Source organism: Micromonospora sp. WMMD882, assembly GCF_027497255.1.
Lineage (GTDB): Bacteria > Actinomycetota > Actinomycetes > Mycobacteriales > Micromonosporaceae > Micromonospora.
This window is the reverse complement of the sequence record NZ_CP114903.1, coordinates 5,570,995-5,591,416: the sequence shown is the minus strand read 5'-3', so window position 1 is coordinate 5,591,416 and position 20,422 is coordinate 5,570,995. Positions and strand designations below refer to the sequence as shown.

The window sequence follows — 20,422 nt, the reverse complement described above, 5'->3', positions numbered from 1 at the left end:
CGTTCCCCGCGGAACGTTACCCGCTGACCCTGGTCAGCGGCATGGCCGAATCGGCGGGCAGGTCCAGCCGGCTGGGCGCGACCCCGGCGGCCACCAGGTGCGCGCCGAGCGCGGCGACCATCGCGCCGTTGTCGGTGCACAGCTTCGGCCGGGGCACCCGGACCCGGATCCCGTGCTTCGCGGCCCGCTGCCCGGCCAGCGCCCGCAGCCGCGAGTTGGCCGCCACTCCCCCGCCGATGACGAGCGTCTCGACCCCGTTGGCCCGGCAGGCGGCGAGCGCCTTGCCGACCAGCACGTCGCAGACCGCCTCCTGGAAGGACGCGGCTACGTCGGCCACCGGCACCGGCTCGCCGGCCCGCTGCCGGGCCTCCACCCACCGGGCCACCGCCGTCTTCAGACCGGAGAACGAGAAGTCGTACCGGTGGGCGGCCAGGTCCTTCGGCGCGGTCAGCCCCCGGGGGAAGGCGATCGCCGCCGGGTCGCCGGCGCGGGCCTCCCGGTCGACGTACGGGCCGCCGGGGAACGGCAGGCCGAGCAGCCGGGCCACCTTGTCGAACGCCTCGCCGGCCGCGTCGTCGATGGTCGCGCCGAGCGGGGTGACCCCCCGGGCCAGGTCGTCGACGAGCAGCAGGGAGGAGTGCCCGCCGGAGACCAGCAGCGCGATCGCCGGCTCGGGCAGCGGGCCGTGTTCCAAAGTGTCCACCGCCACGTGCGCGGCCAGGTGGTTCACCCCGTACACCGGTTTCTCGGCGGCGAGCGCGTAACCCTTGGCGGCGGCCACGCCGACCAGCAGCGCGCCGGCCAGGCCGGGGCCGGAGGTGACCGCGATGGCGTCGATGTCGGCGAGGGTCACGCCCGCCTCGGTCAGCGCCCGGTCCATGGTGGGCACGATGGCCTCCAGGTGGGCGCGGCTGGCCACCTCGGGCACCACCCCGCCGAACCTGGCGTGCTGCTCGACGCTGGAGGCGAGCGCGTCGGCGAGCAGGGTGTGCCCCCGGACGATGCCCACGCCGGTCTCGTCGCAGGAGGTCTCGATCCCGAGGATCAGCGGTTCGTCAGCCATCGTCTCTCGCCAGTCCCTGGGGTTCGTCAGTCTCGGGCACGCCGCATGACCAGCGCGTCGGTGTTGGTGGGCTGGTAGTAGCCGCGCCGGATGCCGACCGGCTCGAAGTCGTACGCCGCGTAGAGCTTCTGCGCGGGGGCGTTGTCCACCGCGACCTCCAGCAGCACGGCCCGGACGCGGCGCGCGTCGGCCTCGGCGAGCAGCGCCTCCAGCAGGGCCCGCCCGACGCCGCGGCGCTGGGCGTCCCGCCGGACCGCGATGTTCTGCACCCACGCCTCGTCCGGTGGCTGGACGGCCAGCCCGGCGTAGCCGAGCACCGGCCCGTCCGGTCCGTCGGTGGCGACCAGGTAGTGGTGCCGGTTGGCCAGCTCGTTCCAGAACATCGCCGCCGACCACTGCTCGACGCCGAACAGGTCGGCCTCGATCGGCAGCACGTCGGCGACGTGCCACCAGCGGAACCGGCCGATCCGGACCGGCCGGCGCGGGGTCGGATCGGCCGTCACGGCAGCACGGACTTGCGGGCGGTGGCCGCCACCGCGTCGGGTCGGCGCAGGTAGAGCGGGGTGAGCCGGTCACCGGGGGCGGCGGCGCGGATCCGTCCGGCGACCAGGGCGGCCAGCGCGGCGGCCGACGGGTAGCGCGGCTCGGCCCGCAGCGGCAGGCCGAGCACGTCGGCGTAGCGGTGCGCGCCGTCCCCGACCATGCCGGTGACGCCGAGGTCGCGGGCCCGCTCGGCGACCACCGTCGGCAGGGCCACGTCCGGCCCGGCGATCCGCTCGCCGGCCCCGTCGTAGACCGCCCAGTAGATCTCGCGGCGACGCGCGTCGCTCGCGGCCAGCACCGGTTCGCCGGCCGCCGCCGGCTGGCCGATGGCGTCCAGCGAGCACACCCCGTACGTGGGGACGCCCAGCGCCTGCCCCATGGTGGCGGCGGTGACCAGTCCGACCCGCAGCCCGGTGAAGGGGCCGGGGCCGAGCCCGGCGACGATCGCGCCCAGGTCGGCCGGGCGGGCGCCCACCTCGGCGAGCACCGCCGCGACCTGCGGCGCGAGCAGCTCACCGTGGGCGCGGGCGTCGACGGCGTGCCGCTGGGCGCGGATCGTGACGCCGTCTGCCGTGACCTCCGCGAGGGCGGCGGTCACCGCCGGGGTCGAGGAGTCCACCACCAGTACGAGCACGCTGCCACCCTAGCCGGACGGCGGGACGGGTCCGGCTCCGACTCGACCTGCCCGACCCGCGACCGCCGCGCGTAGGGCCCGCCACCCGGGCCCAATTCGCGTAGGAACGCCGCCCGGCCTGCCGCCCGGCCAACGTCGGGCTGACGTCGGGCTGACGCGTCGCACTCGCACCACCTGGTGGCGGCCCTGAACCGCATCGCGGTCGGCGAGCGCCCGCCATGGCGTCCAGCGGTCGACCGCGCGCCGACCGCCACCGTGGACCCGCATCGAAGCCGGGAGGAGCGACCCGACCAGCGCGACCGCCAGCCGAACGCCGTCACCTTTCGTAATCTCCGCGCTCAGCCCGGTAGCTCTTTTCGATCCCTTTGCTCTGCACCCGCCCACGCGCCGGTCGCTTTCTGTGGCCACTCTCGTTGCCCGGCCAGCCACCACTTCACGAAAGCCCAGCTCGATGCCGGTGTCGCGGATATGGGTGCAGAGCAAAGCGTTGAAAGCGGTGCGCCAGACCAGGGAACAGATCACTCCTCGTAACGGCCGCTTGCCGGGCCACCCCAACTACCTTGCGTGACGAACTCACGGACCGGTGAGCGCACGGGCGGGTGCAGAGCGTCACCACGTGGGCCCGGACGGCGAACCGGGCGGCCGGGCCCACGCGCGGCCGGAGTCAGCCGGCGGTGCGCTCCCAGTCGAGGGTGGGCAGGCCGGCGTCGGCGAGCGCCTTGTTGGTGGCGCTGAACGGGCGACTGCCGAGGAAGCCGCGCGGGTTCATCGGGCTGGGATGACCGGCCTCCAGCACCACGTGCCGCGGGTTGGTGACCAGGGCGGCCTTCTTGCGGGCGTACCCGCCCCAGAGCAGGAAGACGACCCGATGGTCGAGGGCGTCCAACGCCCGGATGGTGGCGTCGGTGAACTCCTCCCAGCCGGAGTTGGCGTGCGAGCCCGGCTTGGCCTCCCGGACGGTGAGCACCGCGTTGAGCAGCAGCACCCCCTGTGCCGCCCAGCCGCTCAGGTTGCCGCCCCTCGGCTTCGGGACGCCGACGTCCTCGGCCAGCTCCTTGAAGACATTGCGCAGCGACGGCGGCACCGGCACCCCGTCGCGGACGCTGAAGCTCAGCCCGTGCGCCTGCCCGGCCTTGTGGTACGGGTCCTGCCCGAGGATCAGCACCCGGCAGTCCTGCGGGGCGCACAGCCGGTACGCCGAGAACAGGTCCTCCAGCGGCGGGTAGACCGGGCCGGCGGCGTACTCCCGGGCGACGAACCCGCCCAGCGCGGCCGTACGGGCCGGGTCGAGGTGCGGGGCGAGCACGGCACGCCAGGGCTGCGGCAGCAGGGCCGGCAGGTCCAGGGTCGGCACGTCGTCGGGCATGGGCCACCTTTCCGTAGCGCGGTCGGCGCGCCCCGCCGACCGGATCGGCTACTTCCTACCAGCACCGGCCGACACTTCCCCGCCGGATCCCGCCGTCGGAGACGATCGGGCCGGTCGGCTCCGAGGTGGAGCTGGTCGGTTCCGGGGCCGCTCGCGCGTCCCGGCCGGGGAAGAGTTCGCCTCCGGCCCCGGTGGCCGCCGCTTCCGACACGGATTTGACAGTTCACCGTCCCATCGCCTTACCGACAGCGCAACAATTGTCGTTCCTATATACCGAAGGGCATGGTGGACGTCATCCGGTTCGATACCGACGACCTTCCTCGATCGGACCGGTGGCCGTGCTGGTACGAGTTCGGGGTCAGCCAACACGTCCCGATCGACATCCGGACCGTCCACCAGAACGACTTCCGGGGCACCATCAGCCTGTTCCGACTCGACCCGGTCCAGGTTTCTACGCTCGCCTACAGTCCGCTGGAGGTGATCCGGACGGCGAAGCTGATCCGGCAGTCCGATCCCGGCATGGTGCACTTCGTGCTGCGCCTACGCGGCGAGGTGCGGATCTCCCAGCAGGGCCGGCAGGCCCGGCTGGGAGACCGGGAGATGGTCCTGTACGACCTCTCCCGGCCGTTGGGTAGTTGGGCCACCGCACGATCCGGCGACCTGGTCCGCGCCGTCGTGCAGGCCCCCAGGACGCTCGTCCCGCTGTCGCCGACGGTACTCGACCACCTCGTCGCCGTACCGCTCTCCGGGCAGCGCGGTCCCGGCGCGCTCCTCGCCCGTCATCTGGTCGGGCTGACAAGGGAGGCCGAGACGTACTCGCTGAACGACGCCGCCCGGCTGAGCGCGGTCACCCTGGACCTGCTCGCCGCCACCGGCGCCCACGCGATCGAACGCGCCGACACCCTGTCGTTCGAGACCCGCCAGAACGCCCTCCAGGTCAGGATCCACCAGTTCATCGCGCGGCGACTCGGCGACCCCGACCTCCCCCGGCCGGCATCGCCGCGGCCCACGCAGTCTCGCCCCGCTACCTGCACGGACTCTTCGAGCAACAGGGTCTGACGGTGGCCGGATGGATACGGCGGAGCCGGCTGGAGCGCTGCCGTCACGACCTCGCCGACCCGCGCCAGCGCCGGCGTACCGTCCAGGCGATCGCGGCCCGCTGGGGTTTCACCAGCGACGCCCACTTCAGCCGGCTCTTCCGCGCCGCCTACGGCGTGACGCCCGGTGAGTACCGGCGGCAGGCCACCGTCCTCTGCCGAGTTGACCAACTCCATTTCCCCGATATCGGGGCATCCCTCAACCTGGACGCCCCGATATCGGGGAAATGGCGCGGCGAATCGTGACGGGACGGGGCGGCGTCAGAGGGCGGTGAGGCGGCTGGGCCAGTCGCCGCCCACCGGCACCAGCTCGGCGGTGCGGGTGTCGTCGTCGTGCCGGTCCAGCCGGACGTGCAGGTGCGACTCGGTGAGGTGCTCGGCCAGCCCCTCTCCCCATTCGACCACGGTGACCGCGTCGTCCAGCGAGGCGTCCAGGTCAAGGTCGTCGATCTCGGCGCGCGGGTCGGTGGCGTCCCCCAGCCGGTACGCGTCGGCGTGCACCAGCCCGAGCGTGCCGCCCCGGGCCGGGTCCGGCCGGTGCGCCCGGGCGATCACGAAGGTCGGCGAGGTGACGTCGCCGAGCACGCCCAGGCCCGCGCCGATGCCCTGGGTGAGCGCGGTCTTGCCGGCCCCCAGCGGCCCGGTGAGCAGCACCAGGTCACCGGCGCGGAGCAGCCCGGCGAGCCGCCGCCCGAACGCGTGCGTGTCGGCCAGCGTGGGCAGCCCCACCGTCACCGTGATCGTCACAGCCTCTCCAGGAAGCTCGTCAGCGCGGCGTCGACCTCGTCCGCGTGCTCCAGCATCACCACGTGGCCACCGTCGGGGATCCGGACGAACTCGGCGTGCGGCAGCCGCCGGACGATCTCCTCCGAGTGGGTCACCGGAGTGATCATGTCCTTCTCGCCGGCGACCACCAGCACGGGGGTGCCGGCCAGCGCGGCGAGCGCCGGGTACCGCGAGTGGGTGGCCAGGGTACGCAGGTAGCGGGTCACCGTGTCGGCGGAGGTCCGGGAGTTCATCTCCTCCACGTACGACACCAGGGCCGGGCTCGGGTTCGGGGTGCCGAAGCCGAACCGGCGGGTGAGCAGCCAGGAGACGTTGGAGGTGGAGTGGCGCACCCGGTCGATGACCGGGCCGCCGTACCGGGTGGTGGTGTTGACCATGTAGAGCACCGGCGGCCCGACCTTGCCGAGCAGGGCCGGGGCGACCAGTTTCGTCTCGGCGAGCAGACCACCGGAGGTGGCCATCAGCGCGGCGCCGATCACCCGGTCACCGAACATCTCCGGGTACAGCTCGGCGAACGCCATGATGGTCATGCCACCCATCGAGTGCCCGACCAGCACCAGCGGCCCCTCCGGGGCGGTCCGGTCGAGCACCCGGCGCAGGGTGTGGCCGAGCGCGGCGATGTCGTAGTCGCCGCTGGCCAGTTTGCCGGAGCGGCCGTGGCCGGGCTGGTCGTACGCGACGACCCGGTGCCCGCCGCGCTGGGCGAGGAGTTTGCGCTGGAAGTGGAAGGTGCCCATGTCCAGGCAGAAGCCGTGCACCAGGACGACGGTGGGCCGGTCCGCCGGGGGGACGCCGTCGACCGGCGGGCGGGTCGGCTCGACCACCTCCACGTACACGTCGGTGCCGTCGGGCAGCGTCATCCGGAACGCTTCGTCGTACCGTTGCTGGCCGAACACCTCGTCGGCGTACCGGTCGGTGGGGTCGGCCTTGTAGCGGCGGACCAGGGCGCGCTCGGTGGCCACGCCCGCGGCGAGCCCGGCGGCGGCCACGCCGACCGCCGCGCCGAGCAGACCGGCCGCCTTCCCGACCGCGCCGCGGGGGCGGGGCACCCGGCCGAGCAGGGAGGTCATGTCCGCTCGCCGTGGTAGACCCGGGTGGTCCGGACGCCGCCGAACCGGGTCACGATCTCGTAGTTGATGGTGCCGACGGCCTCGGCCCAGTCGTCGGCGGTGGGTCCGCCGTCGGCGCCGTCGCCGAAGAGGGTCGCCACGTCGCCGGGGGCCACCGGGTCGTCGCCGCAGTCGACGACTATCTGGTCCATGCAGACCCGGCCGGCGATGGTGCGGTTGCGTCCGGCCAGCCGGACCGGGCCGACGTTCGAGGCGTGCCGGGGCACCCCGTCGCCGTAGCCGACCGGCACCACGGCCAGCGTGGTCTCCCCTGCGGTGGTGTAGGTGTGGCCGTACGAGACGCCGGTGCCGGCGGGGACGCGTTTGGTGAGCATGACCCGGGCACGGGCGGTCATGGCGGGGCGCAGCCCGTAGCGTTCGCCGGCCACCGGGGAGAGACCGTAGAGCGCGATACCGGGACGGACCAGGTCGAAGTGGGTGTCGGGGCGGGTCAGGGTGGCCGCCGAGTTGGCCAGGTGCCGGTGCCGGGGGCGCAGCCCGGCCCGCTCGACCAGGCCCAGCCCCTCGTGGAAGACCGCCAGCTGCCGGTCGATGGTCGGGTGGCCGGGCAGGTCGGCGTAGACGAAGTGACTCCACACCCCGACCACGTCCACCAGGCCGTCGGCCTGGGCCTTCGCGGCCGCCTCCAGCAGGGCCGGCCAGTCGGCGACGGTCGCGCCGTTGCGGGACAGGCCGGTGTCGATCTTGAGGTGCAGCCGGACCGGACGCCCCGCCAGCCGGGCCGCCCCGACCATCTCGTCGAGCTGCGACAGACTCGCCGCGGAGAGATCCACGTCGGCGGCGACCCCCTCGTGCAGCGGCAGCCCCGGGCTGAGCAGCCAGGCCAGCACCGGCGCGGTGACCCCGGCCCGGCGCAGCGTCAACGCCTCGTCCAGGGTGCAGACGCCGAGCCAGTCCGCGCCGGCCTCCAACGCCGCGCGGGCCGAGGGCAGCATGCCGTGCCCGTACCCGTCGGCCTTGACCACCGCCATCAGCTCGGCGCTGGTGCCGGACCGCAGCCGGGCGACGTTCTCCCGGATCGCGTCAAGATCGACTCGTGCCTCGGCCTGCCACATGCCCCCAGCCTACTGACCGGCAGCGGTCAGGGCAGCCGGGCGAGCACCGGGCGCAACGCGACCGCCACGTCCGGAGCGGTCACCGGGCCGTGCCGGGCCGCCTCCCGACCGGCCAGCCCGTGCAGGTACGCGGCCAGCGCGGCGGCCCGCTCCGGCGGCAGCCCGGCGGCCAGCAGCGAGCCGAGCAGCCCGGCCAGCACGTCACCGGTGCCGCCGGTGGCCAACGCCGGGGTGCCGGTCGGGTTGACGTACGCCTGACCGGCCGGCGTGCCGACCACCGTGCGGTCCCCCTTGAGCAGCACCACCGCGTTCATCCAGGCGGCCAGCCGCAGGGTCGCCCCGACCCGGTCCGCGCCCGGCTCCTCGCCGCAGAGCCGGGCGTACTCGCGGTCGTGCGGGGTCACCACGATCGGCGCGTCCCGACCGCGCAGCCGGTCCGCCATCGAGCCGTCCACCAGCATGGTCAGCGCGTCCGCGTCGAGCACCACCGGCACCGGCGCGGCCAGCACGGCACGCAGCTCGGCGGCGGCCTCCTCGCCGGCGCCCAGCCCGGAGCCGCACACCCACGCCTGCACCCGGCCGGCGTCGGCGACCCGACCGGTGGCGATCACCGACGGGTACCGGCGCAGCACCTCGGCGGCGGCGCTGCCGGCGTACCGGACCAGCCCGGTCGGCCCGGCCAGCGCCCCGCCGACCGAGAGCACGGCCGCGCCCGGGTACGTCGCCGAGCCGGTCGCCAGCCCCACCACGCCCCGGGTGTACTTCTCCGAGGCCGGGCCGAGCCGCGGCCAGCCGTCCACCACGTCCGACCACTCGGTGACCCGCAGCGCGGGCGTGCCCCGCAGCCAGGGGGTCAGGCCGATGTCGACCAGGTCCACCTGCCCGGCGTAGCCGGCCGCCTCGCCCACCACCAGCGCCGGCTTGAGCGCGCCGAAGGCCACCGTCACGTCCGCCCGCAGCGCGTCCGCCCGACCGGCCGGGTCACGGGGCACGTGGCCGGTGTCGACGGCGACGCCGCTGGGCACGTCCACGGCGACCACGGTGGCCCGGCCGCCGTCCCGCCCACGCACCTGCGGCAGCCGTTCGACCAGCCGGCGCGCCGGCTCACGGAGACCGCCCGTGCCGCCGATGCCGACGATGCCGTCGAGCGCCAGGTCCGCGCGGGCCGGCAGGTCGTCGACGGTACGACCACCGGCGGCCCGCAGCGCGGCCAACCCCTCGGGATGGGCCCGGTCGGGGCTGAGCAGCAGCGCCTCGACCGCCGCCCCCCGGCCCGCCAGCAGCGCGCCGGCGTACAGGGCGTCACCGCCGTTGTCGCCGCTGCCGACCAGCAGCAGCACCCGGGCGCCGTACGCCCCGCCCCGGTCGGCGAGCAGCAGCGCGCAGCGGCGGGCCAGCCCGGCGGCGGCCCGTCGCATCAGCGTGCCCGCCGGCAGGGTGGCCATCAGGCCGGCCTCGGCCGCCCGTACGTCGGCGACCCGCCACACCGCTTTCATGTCCACCCCGTTCCGCCTGGCCCGGCACACCGGACATCCGGCGACCCGGCCGGATGATGTCAGGTCAACCCTAGGCCCTGGTCGAAGTCCCCGGTCGAGACGAGGCGGAGTCCAGGCGGCGGTCCGGCAGGGCGGGGATCGGTCCGGACACCGGTGTCCGGACCGATCCCCCACGCCGCCGGCCGTCGTCCGGGCCCGCCGTGGGCCGACCAGGGACTTCGACACAGGGTCCGGCGGCGCGCAGGGTAGCGGTCGGGACCACTGTGGGCAATGCCTGTGGACAACCGGCGACCCGGTCAGCGGCCCGTCGTCCACAGGGGGCTGCGGCGCGCGCCCGTCGCCGCCTAGCGTCGGGCGGGTCGAGGCACCACCGGTGGGAGGAGTGGCGATGACCAGGTCAGTCGAGGTGGGCGGGGCGCCCCTGAGCGTCGACATCCCGGCGCTGCGCGCCGCTGCCGCCCACCTCATCGACGAGGCGTACGCGTTGGGGCAGGGGGTGGCCGGCACGCCGGGGCTCGTGCCGGCAGCGCCGGCCTGGCGCAGCACGGCGGCGTTGGCCGGGTTGGAGTCGGCGGCGCACGCCTGGTTCGGGGCGCTCGGCGGGCGGGTCGGGGAGGCCGGCACGGCGGTGCGCGGCGCCGCCGACGGCTATCACGCGGCCGACGACCGGGCGGCCCGCCGCCTGCCCACCGCCCGATGACCCGCCCGACGACCGGTCAGACGACCGGGCCGACGACCGCGCCGGCCCGCCCGCCGGGCCGATGACCCGCCCGCCGACCGGGTCGATGGCCGGGCCGATGGCCGGGCCGACGAGCCGGCCGACGACCACCCCGGCGGGAGGCGGCGGCCCGGCGGGAGGGGCCGCCGGGGTGTCCGCCGGGGTGTCCGCCGACGGTGGGTACGCCCGGCTGTGGGCGACCGACCCGGGCGTCTGGGATCGGGCCGGCGTGGCCTGGCGGGGACTGGACGCCGTGCTGGGCCGACGGGCCGCCGGGCTGGCCGCCGGGGCGGGGCGGCTGCGGGCCGGCTGGCGGGGCGTCGCCGCCGACACGGCGGACGGCCGTCTCACCGCGCTGCGCGCCGAGCTGACCTCGGTCGCGCCGGCCCTGATCGAGGTGGACCAGACCCTCGCCGAGTTCGCCGCCCGGTTGCGGCTGGCCCGGGCCCGCCTGGCCGAGGCGGTACGCCAGATCGACGCGGCGGGTCTCCAGGTCGACCGGGCCGGCCGGGTCAGCGCCGGCCCGACCTACCGGCCACCGTCGCCCGGCCCGGCCCCGACCGCCGCCCCGGGCCGGTCGAGCGCGCCGGGGCCGGCCCGGCCCGGGGCGGGGCCCGGGCAGGCGCTCGGGGCCGGGCAGGCGCTCGGGGCCGGGCAGGCGGCCGAGGTCGCTCGGCTCTCCGGCGCGATCGGGGGCGCGCTCGCGCTCGCCGAGGCGGCCGACCGGGAGGCGGCGGCCCGGCTAGGCGAGCTGGCCTCCGCCGGGCGCGCCGGCTGGACGCAGCCGCCGCCCGGGTACCGTCCGCCGCCGGGGGCCGATCCGGCGCTGGTCCGACGCTGGTGGACCGGGCTCACCCCGGCCCAGCGACGCTGGCTGGTCGCTCACGAGCCGGCCCGGATCGGACGCCTCGACGGCGTGCCGGTGGCCGCCCGGGACCAGGCGAACCGTCTCCTGCTGCCCGAGCTCCGGGAGCGGCTGCTCGCCCAGCGGCGGGAGCTGTCGCGCCGGAAGCCGTTCGGGCCGGTGGAGCTGGCCGCGGTGGCCCGGGTCGACGCCCGGCTGGCCGGGCTGGACGCGCTCACCGACCGGTTGGCCACGCCGGGCTCGGCCGGCGCGCCCCGGGCGTACCTGCTCGGGCTGGACGTGGCCGGGGACGGCCGGGCGGTGGTCGCGGTCGGCAACCCGGACCGCACCGACCGGGTGTTGACGTACGTGCCGGGGATGACCGCCGACCTGGCCGACGCCGACGACGAGCTGGGTCGGGCGGCGCGGGTGGCCGCCCGCTGCGCCACGCTCGACCCGACCCGGGCCACCTCGGCGGTGCTCTGGCTGGACTACGACGCCCCGGATTTCGTCCACGAGGCGTACCGCGACCGGCAGGCCGTGGACGCCGGGGCCGGGCTGCACCGGTTCCAGGAGGGGCTGCGGCTCACCCACGAGGGGCCGCCGGCCCGGCAGACCGTGCTCGGGCACAGCTACGGGTCACTGGTGGTCGGCACGGCCGCCCGGGAGCACGGGCTGGCCGCCGACGCGCTGGTCTTCGTCGGCTCACCCGGGGTGGGCGTCGACCACGCCGCCGATCTGCGTCTGCCGCCCGGTCAGGTGTGGGCGAGCACCGCCGACGACGACGTGATCGGCGTGGTCCGCCGGCCGGTGGAGCTGGCCGGTCGGGCGGCGGTCGGCGGGGTCCTGCCGTGGCTGGCCGGTGACCTGGTCGGCCGCCCCGACGACGATCTCTGGTTCGGCCGGGATCCGAGCGACCCGAGCTTCGGCGGGCGCACCTTCCCGAGCGGCCGGTACGGCCACACCGGCTACTGGGAGCCGGCCAATCCCGCCCTGGACGGCATGGCCCGGATCGTGCTGGGCCGATGACCGGCCGCCGGGGTCGGACCGGCCGCCGCCCGGTGTGCGCCGGTCGCCGGCCCCGGCACGCAGCGGCGCGCGCCGGGGCCGGCGGCTCACTCGACGGTGACGGACTTCGCCAGGTTGCGCGGCTGGTCGACGTCGTGCCCCCGGGCGGCGGCGATCTCGGCGGCGAGCACCTGCAACGGGACGGTGGTCACCAGCGGGGCCAGCAGCGTCGGCGTGCGCGGCACGTAGATCAGGTGATCGGCGTACCGGGCGACCGCCTCGTCGCCCTCTTCGGCGATCACGATGGTGCGCGCGCCCCGGGCACGTACCTCCTGGATGTTGGAGACCACCTTGTCGTGCAGCATGCCCCGGCCCACCGGCGACGGCACCACGCAGATCACCGGGGTGCCCTGGTCGATCAGGGCGATCGGGCCGTGCTTCAGCTCGCCGGCGGCGAACCCCTCGGCGTGCATGTACGCCAGCTCCTTGAGCTTCAGCGCGCCCTCCAGCGCCACCGGGTAGCCGACGTGCCGGCCGATGAACAGCACGGTCGGCTCCGACTTCAGGTCGCGGGCCAGTTCCCGGACCGGCTCGATGCGGTCCAGCAGCTCACGCAGCTTGCCGGGCATCTGGTGGAGCTGGTCGACCACGGCGGCCACCTCGTCGGCGAACTTGATCCCGCGTACCTGGGCCAGGTGCAGGCCGATCAGGTAGCAGGCGACGAGCTGGGTGAGGAACGCCTTGGTGGAGGCGACGGCGATCTCGGGCCCGCCGTGGGTGTAGAGCACCGCGTCCGACTCACGCGGGATGGTGGAGCCGTTGGTGTTGCAGATGGCCAGCACCCGGGCCTTCTGCTCCTTGGCGTGCCGCAGCGCCATCAGGGTGTCCATGGTCTCGCCGGACTGCGAGATCACCACGATCAGCGTGGACCGGTCGAGGACCGGGTCGCGGTACCGGAACTCGCTGGCCAGCTCCACCTCACAGGGGATCCGGGTCCAGTGCTCGATGGCGTACTTGGCGACCATCCCGGAGTGGTACGCGGTGCCGCAGGCGACGATGAAGATCTTGTCGACGTCCCGGAGGTCCTGGTCGCTGAGGCGTACCTCGTCGAGCATGATCTCGCCGGTGTCGGTGAGCCGTCCGAGCAGGGTGTCCGCGACGGCCTGCGGCTGCTCCTCGATCTCCTTGAGCATGAACCAGTCGTAGCCGCCCTTCTCGGCGGCGGAGGCGTCCCAGTGGATGTGGAAGTCCTTGCCGCTGGCCGGCTGCCCGTCGAAGTCGGTGATCTCGATGGTGTCGGCGGTGATCAGGACGATCTGGTCCTGCCCCAGCTCGACCGCCTCCCGGGTGTGCTCGATGAACGCGGCCACGTCGCTGGCCAGGTAGTTCTCGCCGTCGCCCCGGCCGACCACCAGCGGCGAGTTGCGGCGCGCGCCGACCACCGCGCCGGGCACCCGGGCGTCCACTGCCAGCAGCGTGAACGCTCCCTCCAGCCGCTGGCACACCACCCGCATCGCGGCGGAGAGCAGGGCCGGGCCGTCGGGCTGACCGGCGGCGCGCAGGTCGGCCAGCGCGGCGGAGAGCAGGTGGGCGGCGCACTCGGTGTCGGTGTCGCTGGCGAAGGTGACGCCGTCGTCCTCCAGCTCGGCGCGGAGCTTGGCGAAGTTCTCGATGATGCCGTTGTGGATCACCGCGACGCCGTTGTCCGGGGCGAGGTGGGGGTGGGCGTTGCGGTCGGTCGGGCCGCCGTGGGTGGCCCAGCGGGTGTGCCCGATGCCGGTGAGGCCGTCGCCGATGCCGGTCGCGGCGGCGCCGCCCGACCCGGTGGTGGCCCGCTCGCCCAGCGCCTTCTCCAGGTTGGCCAGCTTGCCGGCCTTCTTCTCGGTCAGCAGCTCGTCGTCGCAGACGATGGCGACGCCGGCCGAGTCGTAGCCTCGGTATTCCAGTCGCCGCAGCCCGTCGAGCACGATGCCGAGCGCCGGGCGCGCGCCGGCGTAACCCACGATTCCACACATGGCCCGCAGCCTAACCCAGTTTCGCTCACCACGTTTGCGCGGAAGGGGGGTTATCGCTCACCGCACATGAGCGAAAACCGCCAGGTGACCGAAAACCGCCGTGGCACCGCTTTCCTGACCAGCGGGGTCGAGCACCTCGCGCCGCTCGGTCGGTGAGCCGACGACCGACGCCGCAGTCGCCGAGCGCCACCGCCCGGGCGGGCCCTACCGGGTCCGGGCCGTAGGCTTGCCGACGTGACGACGACGAAGGCCGGCGCGCCGACGGGCGCCGATCCGCTGGTGGCCCGGATGCGTCCGTTCGGCACCACCATCTTCGCCGAGATGTCCGCGCTCGCGGTGCGCACCGGCGCGGTCAACCTCGGCCAGGGTTTCCCCGACTCCGACGGCCCGCCCGAGATGCTCGCCGCCGCCGCCGAAGCGCTGCGCGCCGGCCACAACCAGTACCCGCCGGGTCCGGGCGTCCCCGTCCTGCGGGCGGCGGTCGCCGCCCACCAACGCCGCTTCTGGGGCCTGGAGTACGACCCGAACGGCGAGATCGTGGTCACCGCCGGCGCCACCGAGGCGGTCGCGGCGGCCATCCTCGCCCTCTGCGAGCCCGGCGACGAAGTGGTCTGCTTCGAGCCCTACTACGACTCCTACGCGGCCTCGATCGCCCTGGCCGGCGCGGTCCGCCGCCCGGTCACGCTGCGCCCCGGGCCCGACGGCCGGTACGCCTTCGACCCGGACGCGTTGCGCGCCGCGTTCGGCCCCCGCACGAGGGTGGTGCTGCTGAACTCCCCGCACAACCCCACCGGCAAGGTCTTCACCGCCGACGAGCTACGCCTGGTCGCCGAACTGTGCCAGGAGCACGACGCGTACGCGGTCACCGACGAGGTGTACGAGCACCTGGTCTTCGCCGGCGCCGGCCACGCGCCGCTGGCCACCCTGCCCGGCATGCGGGAGCGCACCCTGCGGATCTCCTCGGCCGGCAAGACGTTCTCCTGCACCGGCTGGAAGGTCGGCTGGGCCAGCGGCCCCGCCGCCCTGGTGTCGGCGCTGCTGCGGGTGAAGCAGTTCCTCACGTTCGTGAACGCGGCGCCGCTGCAACCGGCCGTCGCCGTGGCGCTGGCCCTGCCGGACGACTACTACACCGACCTGCTGACCGGGATGCGACAGCGCCGGGACCAGCTCGTCGACGGGCTCACCGAGGCCGGTTTCGACGTGCTCGTCCCGGAGGGGACGTACTTCGTCACCGCCGACGTCACCCCGCTGGGCGGGACGGACGGGGTGGAGTTCTGCCGCGCCCTGCCGGAACGCTGCGGCGTGGTGGCCGTTCCGACCCAGGTCTTCTACGACGACCCGGAGGCGGGCCGCCGGCTGGTCCGGTTCGCCTTCTGCAAACGCCCCGAGGTGCTGACCGAGGCGGTGACCCGGCTGCACGCCCTCCGTCCCCGCTGACCGTCCCGCAGCACACGGCCCGCCCCGCCACGGCGCGCGCCGACGGCTCCGGCTCGCAGCCGCTCGCCGTCGGTCGGGCCGCGCCGGGCCGCCGCCCAGCACCCCCCGAACACTCCAGCGGTACGCGCACCGTCCGGCCCGTCCCGGGAAGGACCGACCCGGATCAGGCCCCCTGGCCCGGGCCGGCTCGACCCGCCCCGGCTCGACCCGGGGCGGCTCGACCCGGGGCGCTGGCTCGCGTGCGACAAGAAGGGAGTCCGGTCGTCGGACTCCCCCATTGGGTTCTGAGAGTGAGCCTTTGGAGCTGCCCCGGATATGGGGCAGTGGCGCCTGGACGCCGGGCGACGCGCGCGGCAGCCGACGGACAACGAACGACGGGGCCCCTCGGTACCGCCGGCCTCCGAGGAACGACCACCAGCCCGTCGACGCTGAATCACCGGCCAGGCCACCGGCCGCGGACAACGGGCCACCGGCCACGCACGACGCACCACGCACCACGCACCACGGACAACGGGCCACCGGCCACCGGCCACGGGCGACGGGCGACGGGCGACGGGCGACGGGCGACGGGCGACGGTAGGCAGCCGGCGGGCGGCAATCCGCGGGCGGCGTGCCCCATATCCGGGGCAGCTCCAAAGGCTCCGGACAGCACACACCCCCGCAGCTCGGCGGTCAGCCCAGGGACGGTCGCCGGCGATCGACAGCCGCTCGGCGGGACCGACCAGGCCCAGCGATCGGCCCGATCCAGCGACCGACCGGGCCCAGCGACCGACACGCCGCGACGACCAGCACAGCCGCACGAACAACCGGCCGCGCCGACCAGGTCGACCACAGCACGGCCGCAGGAGCGGCACGGCGGCGGGCGGCGCGCCCGCCAGCCAGCCGGCGGGCGGACCAGCCGGCGGGCGGACCAGCCGGCGGGCGGACCAGCCGACGGGCGGACCAGCCGACGGGCGGGCGCCTTCCGCGCGGGCGGGAGACGCCCGGCCGACGGTACGGTCAGGCGGCGGGGCTGGCGGCGCGGACCCGGGTGGCGATGCGTTCGGCGACCGCGCGGGCGGTCTGCTCGGTCTCCGCCTCGACCATCACCCGGACCAAAGGCTCGGTGCCGGAGGGGCGCAGCAGCACCCGGCCGGTGTCGCCCAGCTCCGTCTCGGCCCGCTCGACCTCGGCCAGGACGTCGGGAGCGCCCGCGCCGACGGTCCGGTCCCCGACCGGCACGTTGATCAGCACCTGGGGCAGCTTGGTCATCACCCCGGCCAGCTCGGCCAGGCTCCGGCCGGTCTGCGCCATCCGGGCCATCAGGTGCAGGCCGGTGAGCACGCCGTCGCCGGTGGTCGCGTACGCGGGCAGCACGATGTGCCCGCTCTGCTCACCGCCCAGGGCGAGCCCGGAGGCGCGCAGCTCCTCCAGCACGTACCGGTCGCCGACCTTGGTCTCGACCAGCCGGATGCCCTCGGCAGACATGGCCAGTCGCAGGCCGAGGTTGCTCATCACGGTCGCGACCAGGGTGTCGCCGGTGAGCGTGCCCGCCTCGCGCATGGCCAACGCGATGATGGCCATGATCTGGTCGCCGTCCACCTCGTCGCCGTTGGCGTCGACCGCCACGCAACGGTCGGCGTCGCCGTCGTGGGCGATGCCCAGGTGCGCGCCGTGCGCCACCACGGCCTCGCGCAGCGCCTCGATGTGGTTGGAGCCGCAGGCGTCGTTGATGTTGAGCCCGTCCGGGTCGGCGTTGATCGCCACGACCTCGGCGCCGGCTTCCCGGTAGGCGACCGGGGCGACCTCGGCGGCGGCGCCGTTGGCGCAGTCCACCACGACCTTGATGCCTTCCAGCCGGTGCGGGACCGTGCCGATCAGGTGCTGGACGTAGTGGTCGGCCCCGTCGAGCAGGTCGTGCACCCGGCCGATGCCGGCCCCGGTGGGGCGTTCCCAGGCGGTGGTGGCGTTCGCCTCGACCGCGTCCTCGATCCGGATCTCAAGGTCGTCGGGCAGTTTGTGTCCACCGGCGGCGAAGAGCTTGACGCCGTTGTCCGGCATCGGGTTGTGCGACGCGGAGAGCATCACGCCCAGGTCGGCCTTGGCCTCGGCGGTCAGGAAGGCGACCGCCGGGGTGGGCAGCACACCGACCCGGACGACGTTGGCGCCGGCGCTGGTCAGCCCGGCCACCACGGCGGCTTCCAGCATCTCGCCGCTGGCCCGCGGGTCCCGCCCCACCACGGCCAGCGGCGGGTGGCTGCGGTCCGACTCGGCGAGGGTGTGCGCGGCGGCCACCGCCACCGCCAACGCGAGCTCGGGTGTCAGGTCGACGTTCGCCCGCCCGCGTACGCCGTCCGTGCCGAACAACCGACCCATACCCGCCAACCTCCAGAAACGGTGATGCCACGCAGAGGGTGACACCAGGGAGAACGGTGATACCAGGAAAAGCGGAACGGCCGGGCCACCTCCCCGGGAATTCGCGGGAGGCGGACCGGCCGTCCGTCAGGAGTACAAGGTGCTGACGCTGATCAGCGCTTCGAGTACTGCGGGGCCTTGCGGGCCTTCTTGAGGCCGTACTTCTTGCTCTCCTTGACCCGGGCGTCCCGGGTGAGGAAGCCGGCCTTCTTGAGCGCGGGCCGGTCGTCGGGCTCGCTGACGATCAGCGCCCGGGCGATGGCCAGCCGCAGCGCGCCGGCCTGGCCGGTGGTGCCGCCGCCACGCAGGTTGGCGATCACGTCGAACGCCTCGGGCTTCTCGGCGGTGACCAGCGGGTCCTTGATGAGCTGCTGGTGCACCTTGCTCGGGAAGTAGGCCTCGAGGTCACGGCCGTTGCAGGTGATCTTGCCGCTGCCGGGGATGATCCGCACCCGGACGATGGCCTCCTTGCGGCGGCCCACGGTCTGGATCGGGCGGTCTCCGCGGGGCGCGCGCGCGACGGGCGCCGGCGCCTCGGTGGCCTCGGGGGCGACCTCGGTCTCGGTGATGTCGGTCATGCTGCTTCCTTCGCCCGCGCTCACTGCGCGATCTGCTTGATCTCGAACGGCGCCGGCTGCTGCGCGGCGTGCGGGTGCTCGGCGCCGGCGTAGACCTTCAGCTTCTTGAGGAGCTGACGGCCGAGCTTGTTGTGCGGCAGCATGCCCTTGACGGCCAGCTCGATGGCGCGCTCCGGACGCTTGGTCAGCAGCTCGTCGTAGCCGACCCGCTTGAGGCCACCGGGGTAGCCGGAGTGCCGGTAGGCGATCTTCTGCTGCCGCTTGTTGCCGGTCAGCGCGACCTTGCCCGCGTTCACGATGACGACGAAGTCGCCCGTGTCGACGTGCGGCGCGAAAGTCGGCTTGTGCTTACCACGCAGCAACGTGGCGGCGTGGGTGGCCAGGCGGCCCAGCACGACATCAGAGGCGTCGATGACGTGCCACTGACGCTCGATCTCACCCGGCTTCGGGCTGTACGTACGCACAGGTCTACCTTGTCTCGTCGTCGGTCTGGGGTCGCGCGTCGAGGTGACCAGATAACCCGAGGTGACCAGGGAACCAGGCCGGACCAGCGCGCACGAACGACCAAGCGTACCTGAAGCGGTACGCCGCTGAATGTCGTACAACAGCAGGCAACGATACCCGCCGCCCGACGCGCCGGTCAAAACGGGGTCCGCCCGACGCGCGGGGCGGCGTACCAGGTGAGAGTTCTCACACGCCGGCCAGCGTACGCCGGCCCGGCCGGAGGTACACCACCCAGGTGAGGGCCAGGCACAGCGCGTAGTAGCCGATGAACGCCAGGTACGCCGCGTCGGCGCTGTGCCAGGTCAGGAAGGACTGCCGGAAGGCGATGTTCACCAGCACCCCGCCGAAGGCCCCCACCGCGCCGGCGATGCCGATCAGCGCCCCGGTGAGCCGTCGGGCCCGCCGCTCGGTGTCCGCCGGGTCGAGCCGCCCCTCGGCCACCTCGTCGGCGACCCGGGCCCGGAAGATCGCCGGGATCATCTTGTACGTCGACCCGTTGCCGATCCCGCTGGTCACGAAGAGGGCCATGAACCCGGTCAGGTACAGCGGCAGGGACTTCTGGCCGGCGGCGTACAGCACCAGCGAGGCGCCACCGGCCATCGCGGCGAAGTTCCAGAACGTCACCTTCGCCCCGCCGAAGCGGTCGGCGAGCTGACCGCCGACCGGCCGGATCAGCGAGCCGACCAGCGGGCCGAGGAAGGTCAGCCCGGCCGCGTCGATCGGGGTGGCGAACCGGTCGGCGAACTCGATCTGGAGCACCTGGCCGAAGGCGAAGCCGAAGCCGATGAACGAGCCGAACGTGCCGATGTACAGCAGCGCCATCACCCAGGTGTGCCCGTCCCGGGCGGTCTCCCGCAGCGCGCCGGGCTCGTTGCGGGCGGCGGGGATGTTGTCCAGCCAGCGGGCGGCGGCCAGCGCCGCGAGCACGATCAGCGGCAGGTACACCGCCGGCACCAGCCGGGGGTGCGCGGCTCCGGCGGTGGCCAGCACCGCCAGGCCCACCAGTTGCACCGCCGGCACGCCCAGGTTGCCGCCGCCGGCGTTGAGGCCGAGCGCCCGGCCCTTGAGCCGCTCCGGGTAGAACAGGTTGATGTTCGCCATCGACGAGGCGAAGTTGCCGCCGCCGACGCCGGTCAGGCAGGCCAGCACCATCAGGGTGGGGTACGACACCCCGGGCTCCAGCAGGATCGTCATCGGCACCGCCGGCAGCAGCAGCATCAGCGCGCTGACGATGGTCCAGTTCCGGCCGCCGAACCGGGCGACCGCCAGGGTGTACGGCAGGCGCAGCACCGCGCCCAGCGCGGCCGGCACGGCGGTCAGCAGGAACTTCCCGGCCGGGTCGATGCCGTAGGCGGGGCCGAGGAAGAGCACGGTCACCGACCAGAGGCTCCACACCGAGAAGCCGACGTGTTCGGCGAAGATCGACACCCACAGGTTACGGCGGGCGATGGACGCCCCGGTGGTGCGCCAGAACCCGGGATCCTCGGGTCGCCAGTCGGTCAACTGGTGCCGGCGGGCCGGGGGCGACGGGGTGTCGGTGCGGGGCGGGGTGGTGGCGAGGGTGCTCACGGCGGCTCCTCCTCGGTCTGCGGGATGGGCAGGGACGCTAGGGCGCGGCGGTTACCCGGGAGTGCGCGCTTTCGCGTCGCCGCGGAAACATGCGCCGCACGAACCCGCCCGACCAGTGGTGAGACGGATGAGGCGTCGATCCCCGCCGATCCGCTGCCCCGGGAGGAAGTGAGCGGCTCTTGACA

The 20,422-nt window shown here is 74.6% G+C and carries 18 protein-coding genes; 5 read left to right on the top strand and 13 right to left on the bottom strand.

What is annotated here, in order from left to right; translation table 11 throughout:
• Positions 1-16 precede the first annotated feature (16 nt).
• The 4 genes from tsaD to ung all read right to left on the bottom strand — a co-directional run bounded on the left by tsaD (position 17) and on the right by ung (position 3,606).
• Positions 17-1,063, bottom strand: a complete 1,047-nt coding sequence (gene tsaD, locus O7606_RS24115; protein ID WP_281596279.1) for a tRNA (adenosine(37)-N6)-threonylcarbamoyltransferase complex transferase subunit TsaD — start codon at positions 1,061-1,063, stop codon at positions 17-19.
• 26 nt (positions 1,064-1,089) lie between these two features.
• Complete coding sequence (rimI, locus tag O7606_RS24110; RefSeq protein WP_281596278.1) at positions 1,090-1,566, bottom strand: ribosomal protein S18-alanine N-acetyltransferase; 477 nt, start codon at positions 1,564-1,566, stop codon at positions 1,090-1,092.
• On the bottom strand, positions 1,563-2,240 hold the full coding sequence (gene tsaB / locus O7606_RS24105; RefSeq protein ID WP_281596277.1) for a tRNA (adenosine(37)-N6)-threonylcarbamoyltransferase complex dimerization subunit type 1 TsaB: 678 nt from the start codon (positions 2,238-2,240) through the stop codon (positions 1,563-1,565). Before tsaB ends, rimI begins: the two co-directional genes overlap by 4 nt.
• Before the next feature lie 664 nt (positions 2,241-2,904).
• Complete coding sequence (gene ung / locus O7606_RS24100) at positions 2,905-3,606, bottom strand: uracil-DNA glycosylase (RefSeq protein ID WP_281596276.1); 702 nt, start codon at positions 3,604-3,606, stop codon at positions 2,905-2,907.
• Between the two features lie 282 nt (positions 3,607-3,888).
• Here ung and O7606_RS24095 point away from each other — a divergent pair, with 282 nt between their 5' ends.
• Positions 3,889-4,665 (top strand): hypothetical protein, encoded by a 777-nt coding sequence (locus O7606_RS24095; protein WP_281596275.1) that lies wholly within the window; start codon positions 3,889-3,891, stop codon positions 4,663-4,665.
• A complete protein-coding gene (locus tag O7606_RS24090) occupies positions 4,602-4,949 on the top strand; it encodes a helix-turn-helix domain-containing protein (protein WP_281599845.1) in 348 nt (115 codons plus the stop codon). The genes O7606_RS24095 and O7606_RS24090 overlap by 64 nt, the downstream gene beginning before the upstream one ends.
• 15 nt (positions 4,950-4,964) lie before the next feature.
• Here O7606_RS24090 and tsaE read toward each other — a convergent pair whose 3' ends face one another.
• From tsaE to O7606_RS24070, 4 genes are read right to left on the bottom strand one after another with little or no spacing between them, the layout of a single operon-like run.
• Positions 4,965-5,444 carry a tRNA (adenosine(37)-N6)-threonylcarbamoyltransferase complex ATPase subunit type 1 TsaE gene (gene tsaE / locus O7606_RS24085; RefSeq protein ID WP_281599844.1) on the bottom strand — a complete coding sequence of 160 codons (480 nt, stop codon included), beginning with the start codon at positions 5,442-5,444 and terminating at the stop codon, positions 4,965-4,967.
• Between the two features lie 2 nt (positions 5,445-5,446).
• On the bottom strand, positions 5,447-6,559 hold the full coding sequence (locus O7606_RS24080) for an alpha/beta hydrolase (protein WP_281596274.1): 1,113 nt from the start codon (positions 6,557-6,559) through the stop codon (positions 5,447-5,449).
• Positions 6,556-7,674 (bottom strand): alanine racemase, encoded by a 1,119-nt coding sequence (alr, locus tag O7606_RS24075; RefSeq protein ID WP_281596273.1) that lies wholly within the window; start codon positions 7,672-7,674, stop codon positions 6,556-6,558. The genes O7606_RS24080 and alr overlap by 4 nt, the downstream gene beginning before the upstream one ends.
• A 26-nt stretch (positions 7,675-7,700) precedes the next feature.
• On the bottom strand, positions 7,701-9,170 hold the full coding sequence (locus tag O7606_RS24070) for an NAD(P)H-hydrate dehydratase (RefSeq protein ID WP_281596272.1): 1,470 nt from the start codon (positions 9,168-9,170) through the stop codon (positions 7,701-7,703).
• 388 nt (positions 9,171-9,558) lie between these two features.
• On the opposite strand from O7606_RS24070, the gene O7606_RS24065 reads away from it, so the two are divergent.
• Together O7606_RS24065 and O7606_RS24060 are read left to right on the top strand one after the other, a co-directional pair.
• Positions 9,559-9,870, top strand: a complete 312-nt coding sequence (locus O7606_RS24065) for a hypothetical protein (RefSeq protein WP_281596271.1) — start codon at positions 9,559-9,561, stop codon at positions 9,868-9,870.
• Between the two features lie 61 nt (positions 9,871-9,931).
• Positions 9,932-11,761, top strand: coding sequence for an alpha/beta hydrolase (locus tag O7606_RS24060; protein WP_281596270.1), 1,830 nt, complete (start codon positions 9,932-9,934; stop codon positions 11,759-11,761).
• 86 nt (positions 11,762-11,847) lie between these two features.
• On the opposite strand, the gene glmS is transcribed toward O7606_RS24060, so the two are convergent.
• On the bottom strand, positions 11,848-13,755 hold the full coding sequence (glmS, locus tag O7606_RS24055) for a glutamine--fructose-6-phosphate transaminase (isomerizing) (protein WP_281596269.1): 1,908 nt from the start codon (positions 13,753-13,755) through the stop codon (positions 11,848-11,850).
• A 234-nt stretch (positions 13,756-13,989) separates the two neighbouring features.
• On the opposite strand from glmS, the gene O7606_RS24050 reads away from it, so the two are divergent.
• The gene (locus O7606_RS24050) at positions 13,990-15,192 is read left to right on the top strand and encodes a pyridoxal phosphate-dependent aminotransferase (protein WP_281596268.1); all 1,203 of its coding nucleotides are present in this window, start codon (positions 13,990-13,992) and stop codon (positions 15,190-15,192) included.
• A gap of 999 nt (positions 15,193-16,191) precedes the next feature.
• Here the strand turns inward: O7606_RS24050 and glmM are convergent.
• The 4 genes from glmM to O7606_RS24030 form a co-directional block, all read right to left on the bottom strand.
• Entirely contained in the window at positions 16,192-17,547 is a 1,356-nt protein-coding gene (gene glmM, locus O7606_RS24045) for a phosphoglucosamine mutase (protein ID WP_281596267.1), read from the bottom strand.
• 152 nt (positions 17,548-17,699) lie between these two features.
• Positions 17,700-18,164: a 30S ribosomal protein S9 gene (gene rpsI / locus O7606_RS24040; protein ID WP_281596266.1), complete on the bottom strand. Its 465-nt coding sequence runs from the start codon at positions 18,162-18,164 to the stop codon at positions 17,700-17,702.
• 20 nt (positions 18,165-18,184) lie between these two features.
• The gene (rplM, locus tag O7606_RS24035; protein WP_281596265.1) at positions 18,185-18,628 is read right to left on the bottom strand and encodes a 50S ribosomal protein L13; all 444 of its coding nucleotides are present in this window, start codon (positions 18,626-18,628) and stop codon (positions 18,185-18,187) included.
• A gap of 226 nt (positions 18,629-18,854) precedes the next feature.
• A complete protein-coding gene (locus O7606_RS24030; RefSeq protein WP_281596264.1) occupies positions 18,855-20,237 on the bottom strand; it encodes a nitrate/nitrite transporter in 1,383 nt (460 codons plus the stop codon).
• Positions 20,238-20,422 lie beyond the last annotated feature (185 nt).

Coding starts and splice junctions, on each gene's coding strand:
- O7606_RS24060 (WP_281596270.1), top strand. CDS start 9,932: ATGACCCGCCCGCCGACCGGGTCGATGGCCGGGCCGATGGCCGGGCCG.
- glmS (WP_281596269.1), bottom strand. CDS start 13,755: ATGTGTGGAATCGTGGGTTACGCCGGCGCGCGCCCGGCGCTCGGCATC.
- O7606_RS24095 (WP_281596275.1), top strand. CDS start 3,889: ATGGTGGACGTCATCCGGTTCGATACCGACGACCTTCCTCGATCGGAC.
- O7606_RS24070 (WP_281596272.1), bottom strand. CDS start 9,170: ATGAAAGCGGTGTGGCGGGTCGCCGACGTACGGGCGGCCGAGGCCGGC.
- rpsI (WP_281596266.1), bottom strand. CDS start 18,164: ATGACCGACATCACCGAGACCGAGGTCGCCCCCGAGGCCACCGAGGCG.
- O7606_RS24065 (WP_281596271.1), top strand. CDS start 9,559: ATGACCAGGTCAGTCGAGGTGGGCGGGGCGCCCCTGAGCGTCGACATC.
- glmM (WP_281596267.1), bottom strand. CDS start 17,547: ATGGGTCGGTTGTTCGGCACGGACGGCGTACGCGGGCGGGCGAACGTC.
- O7606_RS24080 (WP_281596274.1), bottom strand. CDS start 6,559: ATGACCTCCCTGCTCGGCCGGGTGCCCCGCCCCCGCGGCGCGGTCGGG.
- tsaD (WP_281596279.1), bottom strand. CDS start 1,063: ATGGCTGACGAACCGCTGATCCTCGGGATCGAGACCTCCTGCGACGAG.
- alr (WP_281596273.1), bottom strand. CDS start 7,674: ATGTGGCAGGCCGAGGCACGAGTCGATCTTGACGCGATCCGGGAGAAC.
- ung (WP_281596276.1), bottom strand. CDS start 3,606: ATGCCCGACGACGTGCCGACCCTGGACCTGCCGGCCCTGCTGCCGCAG.